The sequence below is a fragment of the Bacillus sp. lyk4-R2A-2 genome, assembly GCF_030209735.1.
Lineage (GTDB): Bacteria > Bacillota > Bacilli > Bacillales > Bacillaceae > Bacillus > Bacillus pumilus.
This window is the reverse complement of record NZ_JARVRK010000005.1, coordinates 365,851-382,722: the sequence shown is the minus strand read 5'-3', so window position 1 is coordinate 382,722 and position 16,872 is coordinate 365,851. Positions and strand designations below refer to the sequence as shown.

21 protein-coding genes are annotated in these 16,872 nt (G+C 41.0%); 6 read left to right on the top strand and 15 right to left on the bottom strand.

The annotated features are described in order from the left end of the window. Positions 1-25: 25 nt before the first annotated feature. From QRN39_RS08780 to rpmG, 4 genes are all read right to left on the bottom strand, one after another. The gene (locus QRN39_RS08780) at positions 26-199 is read right to left on the bottom strand and encodes a hypothetical protein (RefSeq protein ID WP_017367602.1); all 174 of its coding nucleotides are present in this window, start codon (positions 197-199) and stop codon (positions 26-28) included. 89 nt (positions 200-288) lie between these two features. Further along, positions 289-753 (bottom strand): hypothetical protein, encoded by a 465-nt coding sequence (locus tag QRN39_RS08775; RefSeq protein WP_284906891.1) that lies wholly within the window; start codon positions 751-753, stop codon positions 289-291. Between the two features lie 78 nt (positions 754-831). Then, positions 832-1,392, bottom strand: coding sequence for a 5-formyltetrahydrofolate cyclo-ligase (locus QRN39_RS08770; protein WP_284906890.1), 561 nt, complete (start codon positions 1,390-1,392; stop codon positions 832-834). 48 nt (positions 1,393-1,440) lie between these two features. Then, on the bottom strand, positions 1,441-1,590 hold the full coding sequence (gene rpmG, locus QRN39_RS08765; protein WP_012010579.1) for a 50S ribosomal protein L33: 150 nt from the start codon (positions 1,588-1,590) through the stop codon (positions 1,441-1,443). Positions 1,591-2,011: 421 nt separating this feature from the next. On the opposite strand from rpmG, the gene QRN39_RS08760 reads away from it, so the two are divergent. Next, positions 2,012-2,359, top strand: a complete 348-nt coding sequence (locus QRN39_RS08760) for a hypothetical protein (RefSeq protein ID WP_003217285.1) — start codon at positions 2,012-2,014, stop codon at positions 2,357-2,359. Further along, positions 2,356-2,856, top strand: coding sequence for an endolytic transglycosylase MltG (locus tag QRN39_RS08755; RefSeq protein WP_003217472.1), 501 nt, complete (start codon positions 2,356-2,358; stop codon positions 2,854-2,856). The genes QRN39_RS08760 and QRN39_RS08755 overlap by 4 nt, the downstream gene beginning before the upstream one ends. 43 nt (positions 2,857-2,899) lie before the next feature. On the opposite strand, the gene pstB (QRN39_RS08750) is transcribed toward QRN39_RS08755, so the two are convergent. From pstB (QRN39_RS08750) to QRN39_RS08710, 9 genes are all read right to left on the bottom strand, one after another. Then, a complete protein-coding gene (gene pstB, locus QRN39_RS08750) occupies positions 2,900-3,682 on the bottom strand; it encodes a phosphate ABC transporter ATP-binding protein PstB (protein WP_034620853.1) in 783 nt (260 codons plus the stop codon). A 14-nt stretch (positions 3,683-3,696) separates the two neighbouring features. Beyond that, on the bottom strand, positions 3,697-4,509 hold the full coding sequence (gene pstB, locus QRN39_RS08745; RefSeq protein WP_034620835.1) for a phosphate ABC transporter ATP-binding protein PstB: 813 nt from the start codon (positions 4,507-4,509) through the stop codon (positions 3,697-3,699). A 23-nt stretch (positions 4,510-4,532) separates the two neighbouring features. Continuing rightward, positions 4,533-5,417, bottom strand: coding sequence for a phosphate ABC transporter permease PstA (pstA, locus tag QRN39_RS08740; protein ID WP_003217489.1), 885 nt, complete (start codon positions 5,415-5,417; stop codon positions 4,533-4,535). Further along, positions 5,417-6,343 (bottom strand): phosphate ABC transporter permease subunit PstC, encoded by a 927-nt coding sequence (pstC, locus tag QRN39_RS08735; protein ID WP_284906882.1) that lies wholly within the window; start codon positions 6,341-6,343, stop codon positions 5,417-5,419. The genes pstA and pstC overlap by 1 nt, the downstream gene beginning before the upstream one ends. Positions 6,344-6,422: 79 nt before the next feature. Beyond that, positions 6,423-7,340, bottom strand: coding sequence for a phosphate ABC transporter substrate-binding protein (locus QRN39_RS08730; protein ID WP_003217324.1), 918 nt, complete (start codon positions 7,338-7,340; stop codon positions 6,423-6,425). A gap of 214 nt (positions 7,341-7,554) precedes the next feature. Further along, entirely contained in the window at positions 7,555-9,690 is a 2,136-nt protein-coding gene (locus tag QRN39_RS08725) for a peptidoglycan D,D-transpeptidase FtsI family protein (RefSeq protein ID WP_284906872.1), read from the bottom strand. A 122-nt stretch (positions 9,691-9,812) separates the two neighbouring features. Further along, entirely contained in the window at positions 9,813-11,099 is a 1,287-nt protein-coding gene (locus QRN39_RS08720; RefSeq protein ID WP_003217361.1) for an MFS transporter, read from the bottom strand. Positions 11,100-11,221: 122 nt separating this feature from the next. Beyond that, positions 11,222-11,830, bottom strand: coding sequence for a superoxide dismutase SodA (gene sodA, locus QRN39_RS08715; RefSeq protein ID WP_003217313.1), 609 nt, complete (start codon positions 11,828-11,830; stop codon positions 11,222-11,224). Positions 11,831-12,017: 187 nt separating this feature from the next. Then, on the bottom strand, positions 12,018-12,503 hold the full coding sequence (locus tag QRN39_RS08710) for a DUF456 domain-containing protein (RefSeq protein ID WP_003217408.1): 486 nt from the start codon (positions 12,501-12,503) through the stop codon (positions 12,018-12,020). A gap of 143 nt (positions 12,504-12,646) precedes the next feature. Between QRN39_RS08710 and QRN39_RS08705 the strand changes: the two genes are divergently transcribed. After that, positions 12,647-13,417: a DUF1189 domain-containing protein gene (locus QRN39_RS08705; RefSeq protein WP_003217320.1), complete on the top strand. Its 771-nt coding sequence runs from the start codon at positions 12,647-12,649 to the stop codon at positions 13,415-13,417. 55 nt (positions 13,418-13,472) lie between these two features. Here QRN39_RS08705 and QRN39_RS08700 read toward each other — a convergent pair whose 3' ends face one another. Then, positions 13,473-14,018, bottom strand: a complete 546-nt coding sequence (locus tag QRN39_RS08700) for a GNAT family N-acetyltransferase (protein WP_284906871.1) — start codon at positions 14,016-14,018, stop codon at positions 13,473-13,475. Positions 14,019-14,210: 192 nt separating this feature from the next. On the opposite strand from QRN39_RS08700, the gene QRN39_RS08695 reads away from it, so the two are divergent. Beyond that, on the top strand, positions 14,211-14,513 hold the full coding sequence (locus QRN39_RS08695; RefSeq protein WP_137054965.1) for a hypothetical protein: 303 nt from the start codon (positions 14,211-14,213) through the stop codon (positions 14,511-14,513). Positions 14,514-14,618: 105 nt separating this feature from the next. Further along, on the top strand, positions 14,619-15,731 hold the full coding sequence (ispG, locus tag QRN39_RS08690; RefSeq protein WP_003217392.1) for a flavodoxin-dependent (E)-4-hydroxy-3-methylbut-2-enyl-diphosphate synthase: 1,113 nt from the start codon (positions 14,619-14,621) through the stop codon (positions 15,729-15,731). A 43-nt stretch (positions 15,732-15,774) separates the two neighbouring features. Here the strand turns inward: ispG and QRN39_RS08685 are convergent, their stop codons facing one another. Then, positions 15,775-16,137, bottom strand: coding sequence for a DUF308 domain-containing protein (locus tag QRN39_RS08685; protein ID WP_003217474.1), 363 nt, complete (start codon positions 16,135-16,137; stop codon positions 15,775-15,777). A gap of 139 nt (positions 16,138-16,276) precedes the next feature. Between QRN39_RS08685 and QRN39_RS08680 the strand changes: the two genes are divergently transcribed. After that, positions 16,277-16,855, top strand: coding sequence for a 5' nucleotidase, NT5C type (locus tag QRN39_RS08680; protein ID WP_284906870.1), 579 nt, complete (start codon positions 16,277-16,279; stop codon positions 16,853-16,855). The last annotated feature ends 17 nt before the right edge of the window (positions 16,856-16,872 follow it).

The following is a 16,872-nucleotide window of genomic DNA, read 5'->3' as shown; positions in this document are numbered from 1 at the left end:
CAAAAAAATCCCGGCGTCTGCGGGATTAGAATGCTTGGCGAATAAATTTCGTCCGAAAATATGGGATTTTCATCAGCCACTTAATAAAAAAGTGACGCACTTGATTTTGACCTAAGATCAAATTCATCAGCCGGTAACGATTTTGCACGAGAACGAATGCAAACAATGTGAACACAATGCTCCAAATCATTTTATTCATCATATTCCCTCCTATGTTCGTATCGTGGCTTAAATAGGATGTGTTTATGCATGAACCATCATTTTTATCGCTTACCATGCGATATGCTTTCACACTCTAATCCCTTGTTCTTTTGATTGAATATAATAGACCTCTTCACACTCAGATTGATCATAAGAAACGTCAAATTGATGAAGATCGATTAAATCCTTGAACGTATGAGGCAGCTTATAATTCTGCTCTACCTCTTCCATCTTGTGAGGGAAGTAACTGTCGTATGGATTTGGTGTATGAACATATACAGCGTCTAAACCAGGGTCATGTTCGTGAATACAAATCCATGTTTGGTATGGCTTTTCAAAGCCTTCAAGCTGTTTTAACAGCCTATGATATAAAGCGATATGGGCTTTGATATGCTCTCTTCTTATTTTTAAGCTATTTTCCCCGACCCCAAAAAAATCAAGGTGTGTATGCCAAAAATAAAACCATGAATCCTGATCAAGTTTGAGGTCACAAGTATTCACTTCCTCCCACATATTGCGGAAGTATCTTTTCTTTCCACGAAATTTTTTCAAAACGGACCTCCTATCAGCTCACATGACATGACCTAATGAAACACGAAAAAGCCTGTTCTTTGGACAATGAGCGGACTTTTACTTTTGATATGACGTGCCTTTTTCACTGACAATCATAGACACCGGTATGTCGTGCGCTTCAGTCGGCACATCCCTGATTTGCTGTAAAGACAGACAAAGTGCAATGGTTACCCCGTGATAGTCAGCTAAGTAGCGGTCATAATAGCCGCCCCCAAATCCAATCCGGTAGCCTTTTTGATCGAAGCATACCCCAGGCACAATGATTAAATCAATGGTTTCTTTATGTACAGCTGTTGATACTTGAGGGTCTGGTTCCAATAGCCCAAAGTAGCTGGATGTCATCTTTGTTTCGGGTGTATATTCATAAAACATCATCTCTTTTGTTTTCGGAAAACAGGTAGGGATACATACTGTTTTTCCTTCTTCCCTCGCTTTTTCAATTAGAGGCATTGTCGGTATCTCTTTTCCTCTAGACATCGTCAAAGCGATCGTTTTCGCCTGTTTCCATGCTGGTAGCTGCAATAAGTGCTCATGAAGTAAAGCCGTGCTGCGCTCAAATTCTTCAGGGCTTATCTGATCAAGCTTGGCTAATGTTTGAAGGCGAAGCTCCTTTTTCATACAGATCATCTCCCATCATAAAAAAACAGCAGGAAAATTCCCTGCTGCTTACTTTGTTTCACGATGTACAGTTTGTTTTTTATCACGTGAGCAATACTTTTTGAATTCAACGCGATCTGGATTGTTTCGCTTATTCTTTTTAGTAATATAGTTACGCTCACCGCATTCAGTGCAAGCTAGAGTAATATTTACGCGCATATTTTTCCCTCCAAACTAAAATCAATTCACATTCAGACCTAACTATAATACCACTTCTAGCTTAGGAATGCTAGAATGTTTTTTCACCAATTTCAATTTGAGTGCATCCACTTACATATCGCATGCTTATGTCATGAAAAATCGTCTGCTCCCCTATAAAACCTGATCCTTTGTCGTACTGTATACATGAGAGACCCTCTTCTCCCCGCCGCTTTCATTTATTTTGACAGCGAGGCAAGGTTTTCATACCCGTTTTACATATAAAAAGAAAAAAGATGAAAAAAAGGTGATTTTCTTCAGCAATTCCTTTTGAAACTAGCTTTTTTATGGTATAAAAAAGAAGGGTCGAAAACTGTCTGAAACAATCTTGGAAGCCTTTTATGGCTTTCAGCATTAAAATATGAATAAAAGGTGATGAAACATGGAAATTGCAATTATCGGATTGCTTGTTGTCAGTATTGTACTGATCGCATTCTCATATTTTCAAAGAGAGCCGATTAAAGAAGTCGAGCAGGAACTTGAAACACTTCAACTATCTGCAATGCAAGAAATCTATAAACTGAAAAAGAAAATGAAAGTGCTTGAAGAAGAATTACTTGAAACAAACATCGTCGTCCGCAAGCATTCAGAAATTGATCCATCCATCGCAAGACAGATCATTTCAAAGCACCAAAATGGCATGTCTCCTGAGGCCATTGCGCGCGCTGAGCATGTATCTGTAGAAGATGTCAACATGATCATTAAAGACAACGAGAGGGTGCTTGTATGACGAAAAAAAGCATCCAAACGTTTGCAGCAGGTATGATTCTTGCAACTGGGGTTCTTGCGATTGTCTTTTTCCTCACTGGGAAAGACGAGGCAGCAGCTGATACAACAACAAAAGAAACCCTCGCACAGAAAGTAACAGACACTGACGTGAAAAACTATTTAGACTCCAAAAAAGAAGTCACTGTCAGCCGTGAAACGTACCAGCAGCTTCTTGACTATAAGGAAAAAGCGCTGAAGGCAAATGAAGACGGAGATTCTAAAAGTGATCAACAAAAAGAGGACAAGCCTAAAGGCAAATCGATCAAATTTGTGATTAAAAACGGTATGAGTACAAGTGATGTTTCAGACATGCTTGAAAAGGACGGCATCATCAACTCGTCTAAAGATTTTAATGATTACGTAATTGACGCCGGCTACCATAAAGAAATTCGTGCAGGCAAGTTCAATTTAAAAACAGGAATGACATTCAAACAGATTGTCAAAGCCTTAACAAAATAACAACAAAACCCCCCTGGCGGCACTGACCTCCAGGGGGGTTTTCTTATCCAAATCGACCAGATATATAATCATTCGTTCTTTGATCGTTTGGCTCAGAAAACATCACATTCGTATCATTGACCTCAACAAGCTCCCCCATTAAGAAGAATGCCGTTCGGTCTGATACCCGAGCCGCTTGCTGCATGTTATGCGTCACAATGGCAATCGTATATTTCTCTTTCAATTTCATAATCAATTCTTCAATCTTTAATGTTGAGACAGGATCAAGCGCTGATGTTGGTTCATCCATTAATAAGATGTCTGGGCTTGTAGCAATGGCTCTTGCAATACAAAGACGCTGCTGCTGACCGCCAGAAAGGCCTAGAGCGGGAGCACTTAATCGATCTTTCACTTCATCCCAAAGTGCAACATCTCGAAGCGCTTTTTCCGCGATTTCTTTCAATTGCTGCTTGCTCTTAACTCCATGAATTCTTGGTCCGTATACGACATTATCAAAAATTGATTGAGGGAATGGATTCCCTTTTTGAAACACCATACCGACATTTTTACGCAGCTCGACTAAATCGACACGACCTTTTAAAATGTTGTCATCTTTATACATCATATCCCCGGTGATTTTCACACCTGGCACTGTTTTGACCATAAGATTTAACGTTTTAATAAACGTTGACTTTCCGCAGCCGGACGGGCCGATAATCGCTGTGACTTCATGCTCTCTGATCGCTAAGTCAATATGCTTCAATGCATGATGCTGTCCATACCAAAGATTCATATCATTCACACGAAACACTTCTTTTTTTGCTGCTTTAGTTGCTACTGCATTCATCAAATCCACCCGCCTTATCCAAATCGACCATTGATATAGTCTTCTGTTTTTTGCTGTGCAGGACGTGTAAAGATACGTTCTGTGGCATCATATTCTACTAGATCTCCGTTTAAGAAAAAAGCCGTACGATCTGATACACGGAGCGCTTGCTGCATGTTGTGTGTCACAATGACGATTGAATAATCATTTTTTAATTCGCCTAATAGCTCTTCAATTTTCGCATTTGAGATAGGGTCTAGGGCAGAAGCCGGTTCATCTAATAATAAGACACTAGGTTTCATCGCAAGTGTACGTGCAATACAAAGTCGCTGCTGCTGACCGCCTGACAATGACAAAGCAGATCGGTGCAGACGATCTTTGACCTCATCCCATAACGCCGCCTTTGTTAAGCTTTCCTCAACCGCATCATCAAGCACAGATTTTCTTTTTTCCCCGGCATACTTTAACGCATGGGTGATGTTATTGTAGATCGATTTAGGAAATGGATTTGGTTTTTGGAAGACCATGCCGATTTCTCTTCTTAAATTCACCACATTAATACGGTCATCCAAAATATTTAATCCTTCGTACATGATCGCCCCTTCACTTCTCGCACCTGAAATTAAGTCGTTCATGCGGTTAATGCTGCGTAAAAAGGTAGATTTCCCGCAGCCGGATGGGCCGATTAATGCGGTGATTGCATTCTTCTCAATCTCGAATGAAATGTGATTGACCGCTCTTTTTTCACCATAATAAATGCTTAAATCCTGCACCTGTAAAATCTGTTCTGCTTGAAGTGGAGCCTTTTTCGCTGCAATCTCTTTTTTTTCTGCTAGCATTTGAACCATATCCCCTTCACACCTCTCTCACATTATTTTGACGTAAGCTTTTTATGAATAAATGAACCAAGCCATCTAGCAGCTAAGTTGAATAATAAGACTGAAAGCACAAGTACAGCTGATGCACCATTTGCAATGGCCTCTGCATCTGGAATGATTCCTTGTGTATTGACGTTCCATATATGAACGGCTAATGTTTCTGCCGGTCTAAACACATTCAGCGGTGACGTATCAGAAAAAGGACTCCAGTTTGTGAAATCAAGGCGCGGTGTGGAGAGACCTGCTGTAAAAAGAAGAGCAGCCGCCTCACCAAAGACTCTTCCTGATGCTAAAATCGCACCAGTGATAATAGACGGAAGCGCACCTGGAATAAGGACCGTTTTGACTGTATGCCACTTCGTTACACCAAGCGCTAGTGATGCTTCCTTTTGATCCTTCGGTACAGAGCGCAGCGCATCTTCTGTCACCCTGACCATCACCGGCAGGTTAAACACAGTGAGCGCAAGAGCTCCTCCAATAATCGTATAGCCCCAGCCTGTTAAATTCACAAACATGAGTAAACCAAACATACCAATGACGATAGACGGAAGTGAAGACAACACTTCGATACATGTACGAATAAAGTCTGTGACTTTGTTTTGAGGAGCGTACTCTGCCATATACACTCCGCCGCCGACGCCAAGCGGTACTGTAATCAGCATCGTAATAAACAAAATATAAAACGAGTTAAACAGCTGATCCCTGATGCCGCCGCCAGAGCCAATCGCACTTGAGCGGGTTGTCAAAAAGTCGAAGTTTAATTCTTTTGCACCGTTGAAAATGATATAAGAAAACAAACCAACGAGAATCGCCGTAATAATGGCAGCACATAATCCAAATATAAATGTGGCAAAACGATCGGTCATTTTGCTATTCATTAAATCTTCCTCCTAGACGACAAGTATCTGATAATGAGTATGAACATAAATGATACAACTAGAAGGACAAGTCCCATTGACCAAAGTGTATTGTTCTCAACACTTCCATACGTTGTGTGACCCATGTTTAACGTAATAATGGTTGTTAATGTACCAGCTGTATCCATAATGCTTTCTGGTAAATTACGCGTGTTTCCAATGACCATCTGTACAGCAAGGGCTTCTCCAAATGCTCTAGCCATGCCAAGAACGACCGCTGTCATTAATGTTGGCAGAGCTGCTGGGACAAGCACACGTCTAATCGTTTGCCATCTTGTTGCGCCTAATGCGTACGATCCCTCACGTAAACTTTTTGGTAGTGAACCCATTGCATCAGTCGCAATGGATGTAACGGTTGGCAGGATCATAATAGACAGGACAATCGTTCCTGCTAGCACGCTATGCCCTGAGCCGCTTGACTTGAATTGTCCGATAAACGGCACCAATACTGTAAGACCTATGAATCCGTAAACAACGGATGGAATCCCTACAAGCAATTCAATGACTGGCTGGAGGATTTTACGTCCCCAAGCAGGTGCAATTTCTGTCATAAAGATTGCGCCTGCGATGCCTAGCGGCGCTGCAATGAGTGCCGATAGGAGCGTGACGGCGATTGATCCGAAGATAAAAGGAAATGCGCCGTACTGCGGGTTTTCTGCTGTTGGGTTCCAATTGATACTGGTTAAGAACTCAATTGGGCTTACACCATTTACAATGAAAGATTGTAAACCCTTAATGCCAAGGAAGATGGTAATGGCGATTGATACAGCAATCATTAAGAATGCGCAGAATCTCACCAAAATACTTCCTCTTACTTCATCCATTTGCCTATTTTTCTTCGAGCTGATCAGTCGATCGCTCGCTTCTGTATGTTCTATCTGCTTCATCTTTTTCTACACTCCTATGAATGTCATAAAAGGAAAAGTGAAAAGCTCCACTTTTCCTTCATCAGCAATTCAAGACCTCTTACTTATCTGTTTGTTTGCCTGTTGCGTCTCTTTCTACTTTCATATTAGCAACTGAGATGTAGCCTTGGTCTTTGACGATTTCTTTTTGTACTTCATCACTCATGAGGTAATCTAAGAATTGTTTTGCTAAACCATCTGGCTCACCTTTTGTATAAGAATGCTCGTATGCCCAAATTGTATATTTACCGCTTTCTACATTGCTTTCTTCCGGTTTCACACCATCAATGCTAAGCGGTGTAATTTTGTCATCTGTTAAATAAGAGAATGCTAGGTATCCAATCGCACCTGGCGTTTCTGCAATCAGTTTTTTCACTGTGTTTGAAGAATCTTCTGTGATTCCTTCTGCAGGTGTTGCACCATCAAGTGCATATTTCACAAATGTTGCACGAGTTCCTGAAGAGTCAGGTCTGTTGACAAGAGTGATTTTTTGGTCTTTCCCGCCAAGCTCTTTCCAGTTTTTGATTTTACCAGTGAAGATTTTTTTCAATTCGTCCTTTGTGATGTCCTTGACACCCACTTCAGGGTTTACAGCTGCGGCCATTCCAACAACTGCTACTTTGTGGTCTGTTAAAGCTTTTGCGTCGATTCCGTCTTTCTCTTCTGCGAATACATCTGAGTTACCAATTTGTACAGATCCTTCTGACACTTGAGAAAGTCCTGTTCCTGAACCGCCGGCTTGTACTTGAATATCGGCTTTTGGATGTTTATCCATGAATTTTTCTGCTGCCGCAAGAACTAAAGGCTGCATCGCAGATGATCCTGAGATGGTAATGGAACCTGATGCCTCATCTTTGTTTGAAGCATTTCCTTTACTGTCTTTTGAATCTCCGCTTGAGCTGCTGTTTCCGCATGCTGTGACGAATGCTAACAATGCGATAGTAAGGAAAGTAAGCAGCCATAATTTGTTCTTTTTCATTTCAAGAATACCCCCTGAATAATTTGTCCTACGAGTAATACATTAAAGGTTCTTTATTAATTTCGTTTAAATGGAATGTTAAGGTTTTGTAAATGTCGAAGTTTTGTAGAGATCTTGCGATGTTTTTTATGTATTTTGTCAATTTATCTCGAAAATTTTGAAGAAAACGTAAAAAAACGCCCACAAAAAGTGAGCGTTTTTACCTAGAAAAGGTCTAGTCATTTGTTTCTGCTTCATTTTCAATTTTATTTTTGTTCTTCGCTTGTGTATCATTGCTTTCCTGTTTTGATTTTAGCTCAAAGTATTTGTCTAATACTTGTTCACCGATATCATTTGTAATTGGATAGCGCTGATTGTAGTCTTGATACACCCATGGTACAACGACGGAAATGGCCACTTCTGGATTATCAGCAGGCGCATACGCAACAAGTGTTGTGTTATATGTTGGTGTGCCGCGTTTGCTTTTAATTGGGCCGTCATAGAATGATTGAGCGGTTCCTGTTTTGCCAGCTGGGTTATACTTTTTGTTGCCAAAGTTCGAGTAGGCCGTCCCTCTTGGGTTCTGCATGACAAGCTTGAAGCCTTGCTGAACACGCTTGATCTCATCACCTGTCATGTCTAGCTTATTCAATACGTCCGGTTTGACGGATTCTGTTACAGCACCAATGCCGCGCTGCGGATCTGGCTCTCTCACTTCTTTAACAAGCTGCGGACGTAAACGATATCCGCCATTGGCAATCGTTGAAACGTATTGCGCCATTTGCAGCGGTGTAAACGTATCATACTGTCCAATTGCATAGTCAAGCAGGAGACCAGATTGTGTAGACGTTCCCCGGTAGCCTGTCGCTTCGTTTGGCAGGTCAATCCCTGTTTTGACACCAAGACCAAATTTACTGAAATTATAACGGAATGTATCAAAAGCTTTCGGATCGATTGGGAGCGGCTGGTTCTTACGATACTCCCCTTTTCCAACGGCAATCGCTGTTTTAAACATATACACGTTAGATGAACGTTCGAGTGCCGTTAAATCATTAATGAGTCCCATATTTTGATAGGATTTCTTAGGCGGTGACTGCGCGATATACAGCGGTTCATCGTACTGGGTACTTCCAATATGAATCACGCCTGTTTTATATCCCGTCAGTACAGTGGCCCCTTTTACAGCTGAGCCCATCGCATAGGATGAAGTCATTGTTCCCAGTGCGTAGTCATCAAATTTGTATTTTCCATTTTTGTTAGAAATCTGTTTCCCCGCAACGGAGAGAACTTCTCCATTTCTAGGGTCCATCATGACAACAAACGCACGATCAAGAAGCTCTGTCCCGCCTCTTTGTTTCGCACTTCTTAAGTTCTTTTCAACGATTTTTTCTACTGCTTTTTGCAGCTGAATATCAATGGTGAGCACTAGGTCTTTCCCGCTCTTTCCTTCTGTTAGCACTTTAGAGCTTGTCACATTGCCCTCTTTATCAGTTGTACTCTGCTCTTTTTCCTTTTGGCCTTGCAGGACATCTTCATATTGATATTCTAGATAGCTTTTTCCTACACGGTCATTTCGGCTGTAGCCGAGCGATAAATAATGTTCAAGAAGTGACTGCGGAAGTCCTTCATCACTTGAGGACACGCTGCCGAGCATACTGCGAAGCAGTCCTTTATACGGATAGCTGCGTGACCAGTCTGTTGTGACATCCACACCTGGCAGCTCGTCCAAATGCTCAGAGACGTAAGCAATTTCGCTTGGCTTTACATCATCATTTTTAATGAATTGAGGCGTAAGTGCATAGCCTGCATCCATTTGTCTTTTAATCGCAAGCACTTGTAAGTCTTTTTTCGTCAGTTGATTTAATTCCTTGTCCGTGATGCGTTTCAGCTGAAGCTCATATAATTTATCATCAGCGACCTTATCGTCACCCTTTAATTCCGATTCCATTTGAACAAGCTTTTTCGCTTCATTCGGGTGCGTTAAAATCCAGAAATCTTTTTTGTCACGATCGGTGATTTTTTTCGTACTCACATGAATCATATCCGCTAATTTTGTAGCCACTTTGAGCCGCTCTTCTTGTGAAGTCGTCGAGGTTCTCGTATATGTAATGGCATTTAGCGCTTTATTGCTGACAATCGTATTATAGTTTCGATCGTAAATTTTTCCGCGCGGAGCAGATGAGCTGACATTCACATCCTCTTGTTTTTCTGCCTGCTTTTTATAATCTTCTCCATTGACAATTTGTACAAATCCGAGTCTTACAACAACACCGGTAAAAATAATAAACGCAGCTAAAAATAGTAAATTCAGCCGAAGTGGAAGTGTTTTGCGCCCTTCCTTCGCGTCTTTTTTGTTTTTCTTGTTTCTCATCACATCACCTTTTCTATCAAGAAAGAAATGGCACCCCTTTTTGTGTATAAAAGGTGCCATCATCATTTTAGCGGTTTTTCTATTATTTATCTAGAAATTTGATGTTCCATTGGTAAGAAATTTTACCTTTCTCCCTTAATAAGGTTCGTCTGAGAAACTGGCTTTTGACCGTCTGCCTCTTTCATATCAGCAGTTTTTTCTTTCAAATGAATATCTTTTACAAAGAAATAAATGAGGGTATGTCCCGCTCCAAGTACAACAAGAGATGCAGGTATCCCGAGCTCATCACCAAGTAAAGTGACAGACAGAAGAAACAACACAATGGAACAAATACGGCCAGCATTTAAAAACAGCTCCCTGACCACAATATATTCTATTCGGGCTTTCCTTGCATACCTTGCATGACCGATGACATCGTATGTTAAGGATACATATGGAACAAGCAGAAGCGGATATCCTATCGCGATGGCTACCGCATACATGAGAAGTGATACATAGGACAAGTGAAAGACGATTAAGAACAAGGCGCCGTATAAAATCAGCCCGCCAAGCATAATGGCTTTCTTACGCCATTTTTTCTTAATCAAACGCGTAGCGAAGAAATAAGCGAAAAAGGCAACACCTGAGTTCACCAAACCAAATGTCCCGAGAGCAAGCTCACTGTTTGTTGCGATAAACACAAAGACACTGATTAAGAAGACAAAGACCCCTTCACGAAGCCCTTGAAAAAAGTGAGCTGTTGTAATCTTACGCCAATTCTCGTCGGCATGGCGTTCTTTCCATATTTGCTTGATGATAAATTTTCCTTTGGACTGCCTTCTCTTGAGGAAAAAGCTCATCACAACCGCTAATGAAAACAAAATTAGCGATAAAGTAAAAATCACTGTATAGCCCGTATCATCTGTTAATTGAGAAATGACAATACCCGCGATCAGTGGACCGATCATGCCAGCTGTAGAGGTGAGGACTCCGAGAAACCCATTAAAGAAATCTCTTGTTTCAGGCTCGGTGATCTCAAAGGTAAGTACGTTAAAAGCAAGCCAGTAAAAACCATAGCCGATCCCAAGGACACTCCCTAATAAAACAAGCCGCGCGGCCGCGTGCTCTCCTGCTATTAAGACAATTAAGTAAAAAGCGGCTAAGAAGATCACGCCGAAACGAAGGACAAACGCCCGGTCTATTTTTTTAGCAAGCCGGCCTGCGAATAAAAATGTAATGGGCTGAAGCACAACAATAGCCAGATTGTAAATCGCAAGATCTGTGAATTTCCCAGACTGTTTCCATAAATACACGTTTACAAACGTATTAGAAAGTGCAATGGCAAGTGCGTATAATCCGCCAATCGTGAGGAGGAGCATTAAATCTCTTGTAACATCCATGTCCCCGAACATTTTCTTTAATCTGCTCATATATTTCATTCTCCTTTTCTACACAATAGTCTGTCTCATCAAAAGGCAGATATGTAAAAAAAGGAGGGAAAATATAAAAAGACCTGCTTCTCTAAAGAGCAGGTCTTTTCAAATCAAATGGTTTATTTAGCTTCGCTGTAAAGGCGAGCCACTTCATCCCAGTTCACAACATTCCAGAAAGCTGAAATGTAATCAGGACGACGGTTTTGGTAGTTCAGGTAGTAAGCATGCTCCCAAACGTCAAGTCCTAGAATTGGTGTTTTCCCTTCAGTTAAAGGAGAATCTTGGTTTGGCGTGCTTGTGATTTCAAGTTTGCCATTGTTCACAACAAGCCATGCCCAACCAGAACCAAAGCGTCCTGCAGCTGCTGCAGCGAAATCAGATTTGAATTTTTCAAATCCGCCTAATTCTTTTTCGATTGCATCTGCAAGTTCACCAGTTGGTGCGCCGCCACCGTTTGGTGAAAGAAGCGTCCAGAATAATGAGTGGTTAGCATGTCCTCCGCCATTGTTACGTACAGCTGTACGAACGTTTTCAGGTACAGAGTTTAGGTTAGCCACTAGCTCTTCGATTGATTGATCTTCAAGAGCTGATACACCTTCGATTGCTTTGTTTAAGTTTGTTACATATGTGTTGTGGTGTTTTGTGTGGTGAATCGTCATTGTTTCCTTGTCGATATGTGGTTCTAATGCATCGTAAGCATATGGTAATTCTGGAAGTTTAAAAGCCATGGTTAAATTCCTCCTTAGAAATGTATGTACTGAAATGCTTCCTTAGATCGTAAGCAAGCAATTCACCCTACTCAAAGAGTATCAAAAGAATTGGCTTGTTTCAACGTTATTGCTCATGATCTGAAACATTTCAGTGTTTATTTTGTATTTAGCCCTTTAGAAAGAGTTTTAAACGCCCTTTTTCTATTTATCGAAGAACATAAAATAAAAAGATGCCCAGCATCAGCGCTTGAATCAATCCTTTGGCAAATACACCTGATATAAATCCGATTAACGAGCCTAATCCTACTTTCACACTTGTCTTCACATCTTTTTGATGAACAAGGAGCTCTGCTATAACACTTCCGATAAATGGACCAATGATAATTCCTGCAATCGGAATCACAAAAGGACCGACTAATAACCCAATGGTGCTTCCCCAAATAGCTGCACGGCTGCCGCCAAAACGCTTGACCCCAATCAGGTTCGAGACATAATCTGCCGCAAATAATACCGCGGTAAATACGGCTTGAATGAGCCAAAACGTCAGTGTCAGCGGCTCGAAGCTGAAAAAGAAACCATATAGAATAAATCCGAGAACCATAAAAACCACACTAGGGATAATTGGATAAACAAGTCCAACAAATGCAATGATAAATGCACAAATGATGAGAATCCAATACAGCACGTCCAAGTCACAGCCGCCTCCTTTTTATTTGCTGTATACATTATGCCTCATTCCCTCTATCTTAACCAGCAATGAAGGCCATACTTGTACTTGTTAGATAGACATTGATACAATATGAGAAATAGAAAAGAATGTAGGAAGTGAATTGATTGAACGTATTTAAACTATTGTTAAAAGGCATTTATTCACCAAAAGATATTGCGAAAGCACGGTTTACAGGGATTGGCAAAGCGATTTTATTCATTTTTATCCTTTCGATCATCGCAGCAGTTCCACAGGGCTATCATATGAGTCAAGAGATCTCGAATGCGATGTCAGGATTTCAGCATGTGATCAAAAAAGATTTACCTGATTTCTCAATCGAAAAAGGAAAGCTTCAAGCGGATCAAAGTGAACCGATAGAAAAAGAAGAAAACGGCATTACGATCATTTTTGATCCTGCTGAAAAAATAAAAGCAAGTGAGCTTGAATCAAAGCAAACGGCCATCGCATTATTAAAAGAAAAAGCTGTGATTGCTATTGATGGGCAAATGACAGATATCCCGTATCAGCTGCTTGGTGGGACGCTGACAAAAGACGAACTTGCCCGCGTCACAAATCAGAATCAAGCGATTATTATCCCAGTCATCTGTGTGCTGTTATATCTATCAACTGCGGCTCTCATGTTCATTAGCGCAACTTTCCTTGCGATGCTTGGTACATTTATTAAACGCATGCAGCAAAAAGAGCTGTCCTTTCAAATGCTATGGAAGCTCTCTGCTTACTCACTCACATTAACAACAGTCTTTTTCGCCATCATGAGTGCATTAAACACGCCTGTTGCGAATTCATTTTTATTAAATTGGGTCATTAACTTTATCTTCTTATACCTTGTCGTAAAAGAAATACCCGCTAAACATAAACCACTTGTCAAAAATTAATTTAGTATATGAAAGCTCCCCCAACTTGGAGGAGCTTTTTATGTATGTGCATTCTCTATGATTCATCCGGATGAATGATCGCAAACAAATAATGATCTTCCCATACGTCATTAATCTTTACTTTTTTACGATTGAGTCCCTCATTTTCAAAACCTGTCTTTTCAAGCACACGAATGGAACCTATATTACTCGGCTTTACTCCAGCTTCAATACGATGCAGGTGCAGCTCATCAAAGGCATAATCGATGATTAAACGAATGGCTTCTGTCATATACCCTTTCCCGCCATGCTTTTCATCAAGTACATACCCCAGCCAAGCTCCTTCTGCCGGGCCTCTTACGACAGAATTTAATGAAATTGTCCCAATTAAGGCATCTGTTTCATTTAAGAAAATACCGTGCATGTAGGCTTCATCCTGTACGCATCTTTCCACACTGCGCTGAATTCGTTCAATTTGACGAGATAACGTGAAAAAATCATCTTTGACCAAAGGTGTAAATTGCTGAAAATAGGAGCGATTCTCAAGTTCAAGTGCGAGTAGTGATTGTGCATCTTCTTCTGTTAGCGCTCTCACATATATATGCTGACTGATTTTCTTCATAAACTCTCCCCCCCCTGCTTTTATTTTATCATAATCGTGATAGAAGCTTGAAAAAGCACCGCCGAGCGTAAATTCAATACAAGACACACTAGAACGAACTAGAATCTCCCTTTCCAGCTTTTCTCCTCATGTTGGTTCTATCATTTCGGGACATGCATAGACTGAAGTAAACTCTTAAAAGCGGTGAGTGAAATGCGACGTATTATTTTTATGCTAATCAGTTTGTTTGTCCTCTTTATTATCTTTTTTGATTTAAAAAATGGCACCATTCCCGTTGAAGAAGGTCCAGCTGTCCCTGCAAATGCCTTTCAAACACCTGAGAAAAAAGCATATAAGAACGTCACAGTGAAACAAGGTGAAACTGTCGTCTCTATCGTCCATACAAGCAAGCCACTTGATGAAGTCATTGAGGATTTTGAAGAGCTGAATCAAGGCGTCAAAGCAAACGAAATTCGGGCAGGCAGCACATATAAGTTTCCGGTATATAAGAGATAAAACGTTAATTCCTTGTCATTCATACAAAGAGACTGTTACAATATGAACTGTAAAACAAGACGTACATGGCAAAGAATTGCTTGTACACTAAGGAGCGATTGACAAGTGAGTGAAGTCACACATCGTACTAAAACACGTCCCGTCAAAGTGGGACCTTTAACTATAGGTGGAAATAATGAGGTTGTCATTCAAAGTATGGCAACAACCAAAACACATGATGTCGAAGCGACAGTAGCTGAAATTAAGCGTCTTGAAGAAGCTGGCTGTCAAATCGTGCGTGTCGCATGCCCAGACGAGCGTGCAGCAAATGCGATTGCAGACATAAAAAAACAGATCAACATCCCGCTAGTTGTCGATATTCATTTTGACTACAAGCTTGCACTGAAAGCGATTGAAGCAGGTGCAGACAAAATTCGAATCAACCCAGGAAACATCGGAAGACGAGAAAAAGTCGAAGCGGTTGTGAAAGCAGCAAAAGAAAAGGGCATTCCAATCCGTATTGGGGTAAACGCTGGTTCATTAGAGAAAAAAATTCTTGATAAATACGGCTACCCAACAGCAGATGGTATGGTCGAAAGTGCACTGCACCACATTAAAATTCTTGAAGATCTAGATTTTCATGATATCATCGTCAGCATGAAAGCATCTGATGTCAACCTAGCGATTGAGGCGTACGAAAAAGCTGCAAAAGCATTTGACTACCCTCTTCACCTTGGAATTACAGAATCAGGTACATTATTTGCAGGTACGGTTAAAAGTGCAGCTGGTCTCGGCGCTATCTTGAATATGGGGATTGGGAATACACTCCGCATCTCATTAAGTGCTGATCCAGTTGAGGAAGTAAAAGTAGCACGTGAACTGTTGAAATCATTTGGTCTTGCAGCAAATGCAGCCACACTGATCTCTTGCCCAACTTGTGGACGAATTGAAATTGACCTCATTAGCATTGCAAATGAAGTCGAAGAATATATCTCCACGATTAAAGCACCGATTAAAGTAGCTGTTCTTGGCTGTGCTGTAAACGGTCCAGGTGAAGCGCGTGAAGCTGATATCGGAATTGCCGGAGCTAGAGGCGAAGGCCTATTGTTCCGTAAAGGTGAAATTGTTCGTAAAGTGCCAGAAGAAACAATGGTCGAAGAACTGAAAAAAGAAATCGATAAAATTGCTGAAGAGCATTATGCAAAAATGGAAGCTGAAAAAGCAAAAGCCAACGCATAACAAAAAACGCCTGACGTCACTGTCAGGCGTTTTTCTGTTCTTGTTAAAAGAACGGGGTGATAAATATGCCAAGGATGACGGAAACAATTCCGATCCCGATTGACCATGCGCCAAGCGCATGTGCTCCTTTTCTTCTTGCAATATAACCAACGACGATTGCCGCTACTCCTAATAGCACCGGCAAGACAAATAACGAGATAATCGCAATCGCGAGTGCTGTATAGCCTATCCCCTTACTGCCTGAATCGTCACCTACTTGGTCACGTTCTCGTCTGTCTACTCGATCTCTTGAAGCCTGATATGGCTCTGCAATTTCAGCAGCTGTTTCCTCTAGATAGCCATCATCATTACTAAAGTGTGTGTCGATTTCACGATCATTTCTTCTGAAATCTTCGTCTCTTTCCATGATCAATTCCCCCTTTTGGTTAATAGAAAGGAGCTTTTTTAGTATGAGCAAAAATGTCTGTTTCATGTTTGCTAAAACTTGCTGGAATTGTGAATTGATTATGTTACACTTTAAGAGTATAAAAATGAGGAGTGTGGGCATGTTACGTTTAGGAATTGATATAGATGGCACAGTGACGGCGCAGGACACCTTTGTTCCCTATTTAAATGAGTCGTTCCAATGTGCCATGACACTAGATGATATGACAGAATATGATTTGACGAAGCTTTTAAATATTTCTCAAGAAGAGTTTTGGGGCTGGATGAATCAGCATGAGCCTCTTATATATAAACAGGCAAAGCCTGCTAAGGACGCAAAAGAGATGCTTGATCAAATGAAACATCAACACAGGCTGATCTATATTACAGCGAGAAGGCAGCATCATGCGGATATCACCTACGAGTGGTTTCACAAACATCACGTACACTATGATGACATTGAGCTGGTTGGCGGTCATCATAAGCTCGAAGCTGTTCAAAAGCACAAAATTGATGTGTTTTTCGAGGATCATCATGGAAATGCCACAATGATTGCAAAAGAGGCTGACATCCCGGTTATTCTTTTTAACTCCCCATATAATCAAATGCCCATTGACGAGAGGATTATACGTGTCAACAACTGGCAGGAAGCATCTCAATGGATTAAACAATACGAGCAGCATTTGGAAACTGCTTATTAATACAGAAAAGCCGATAC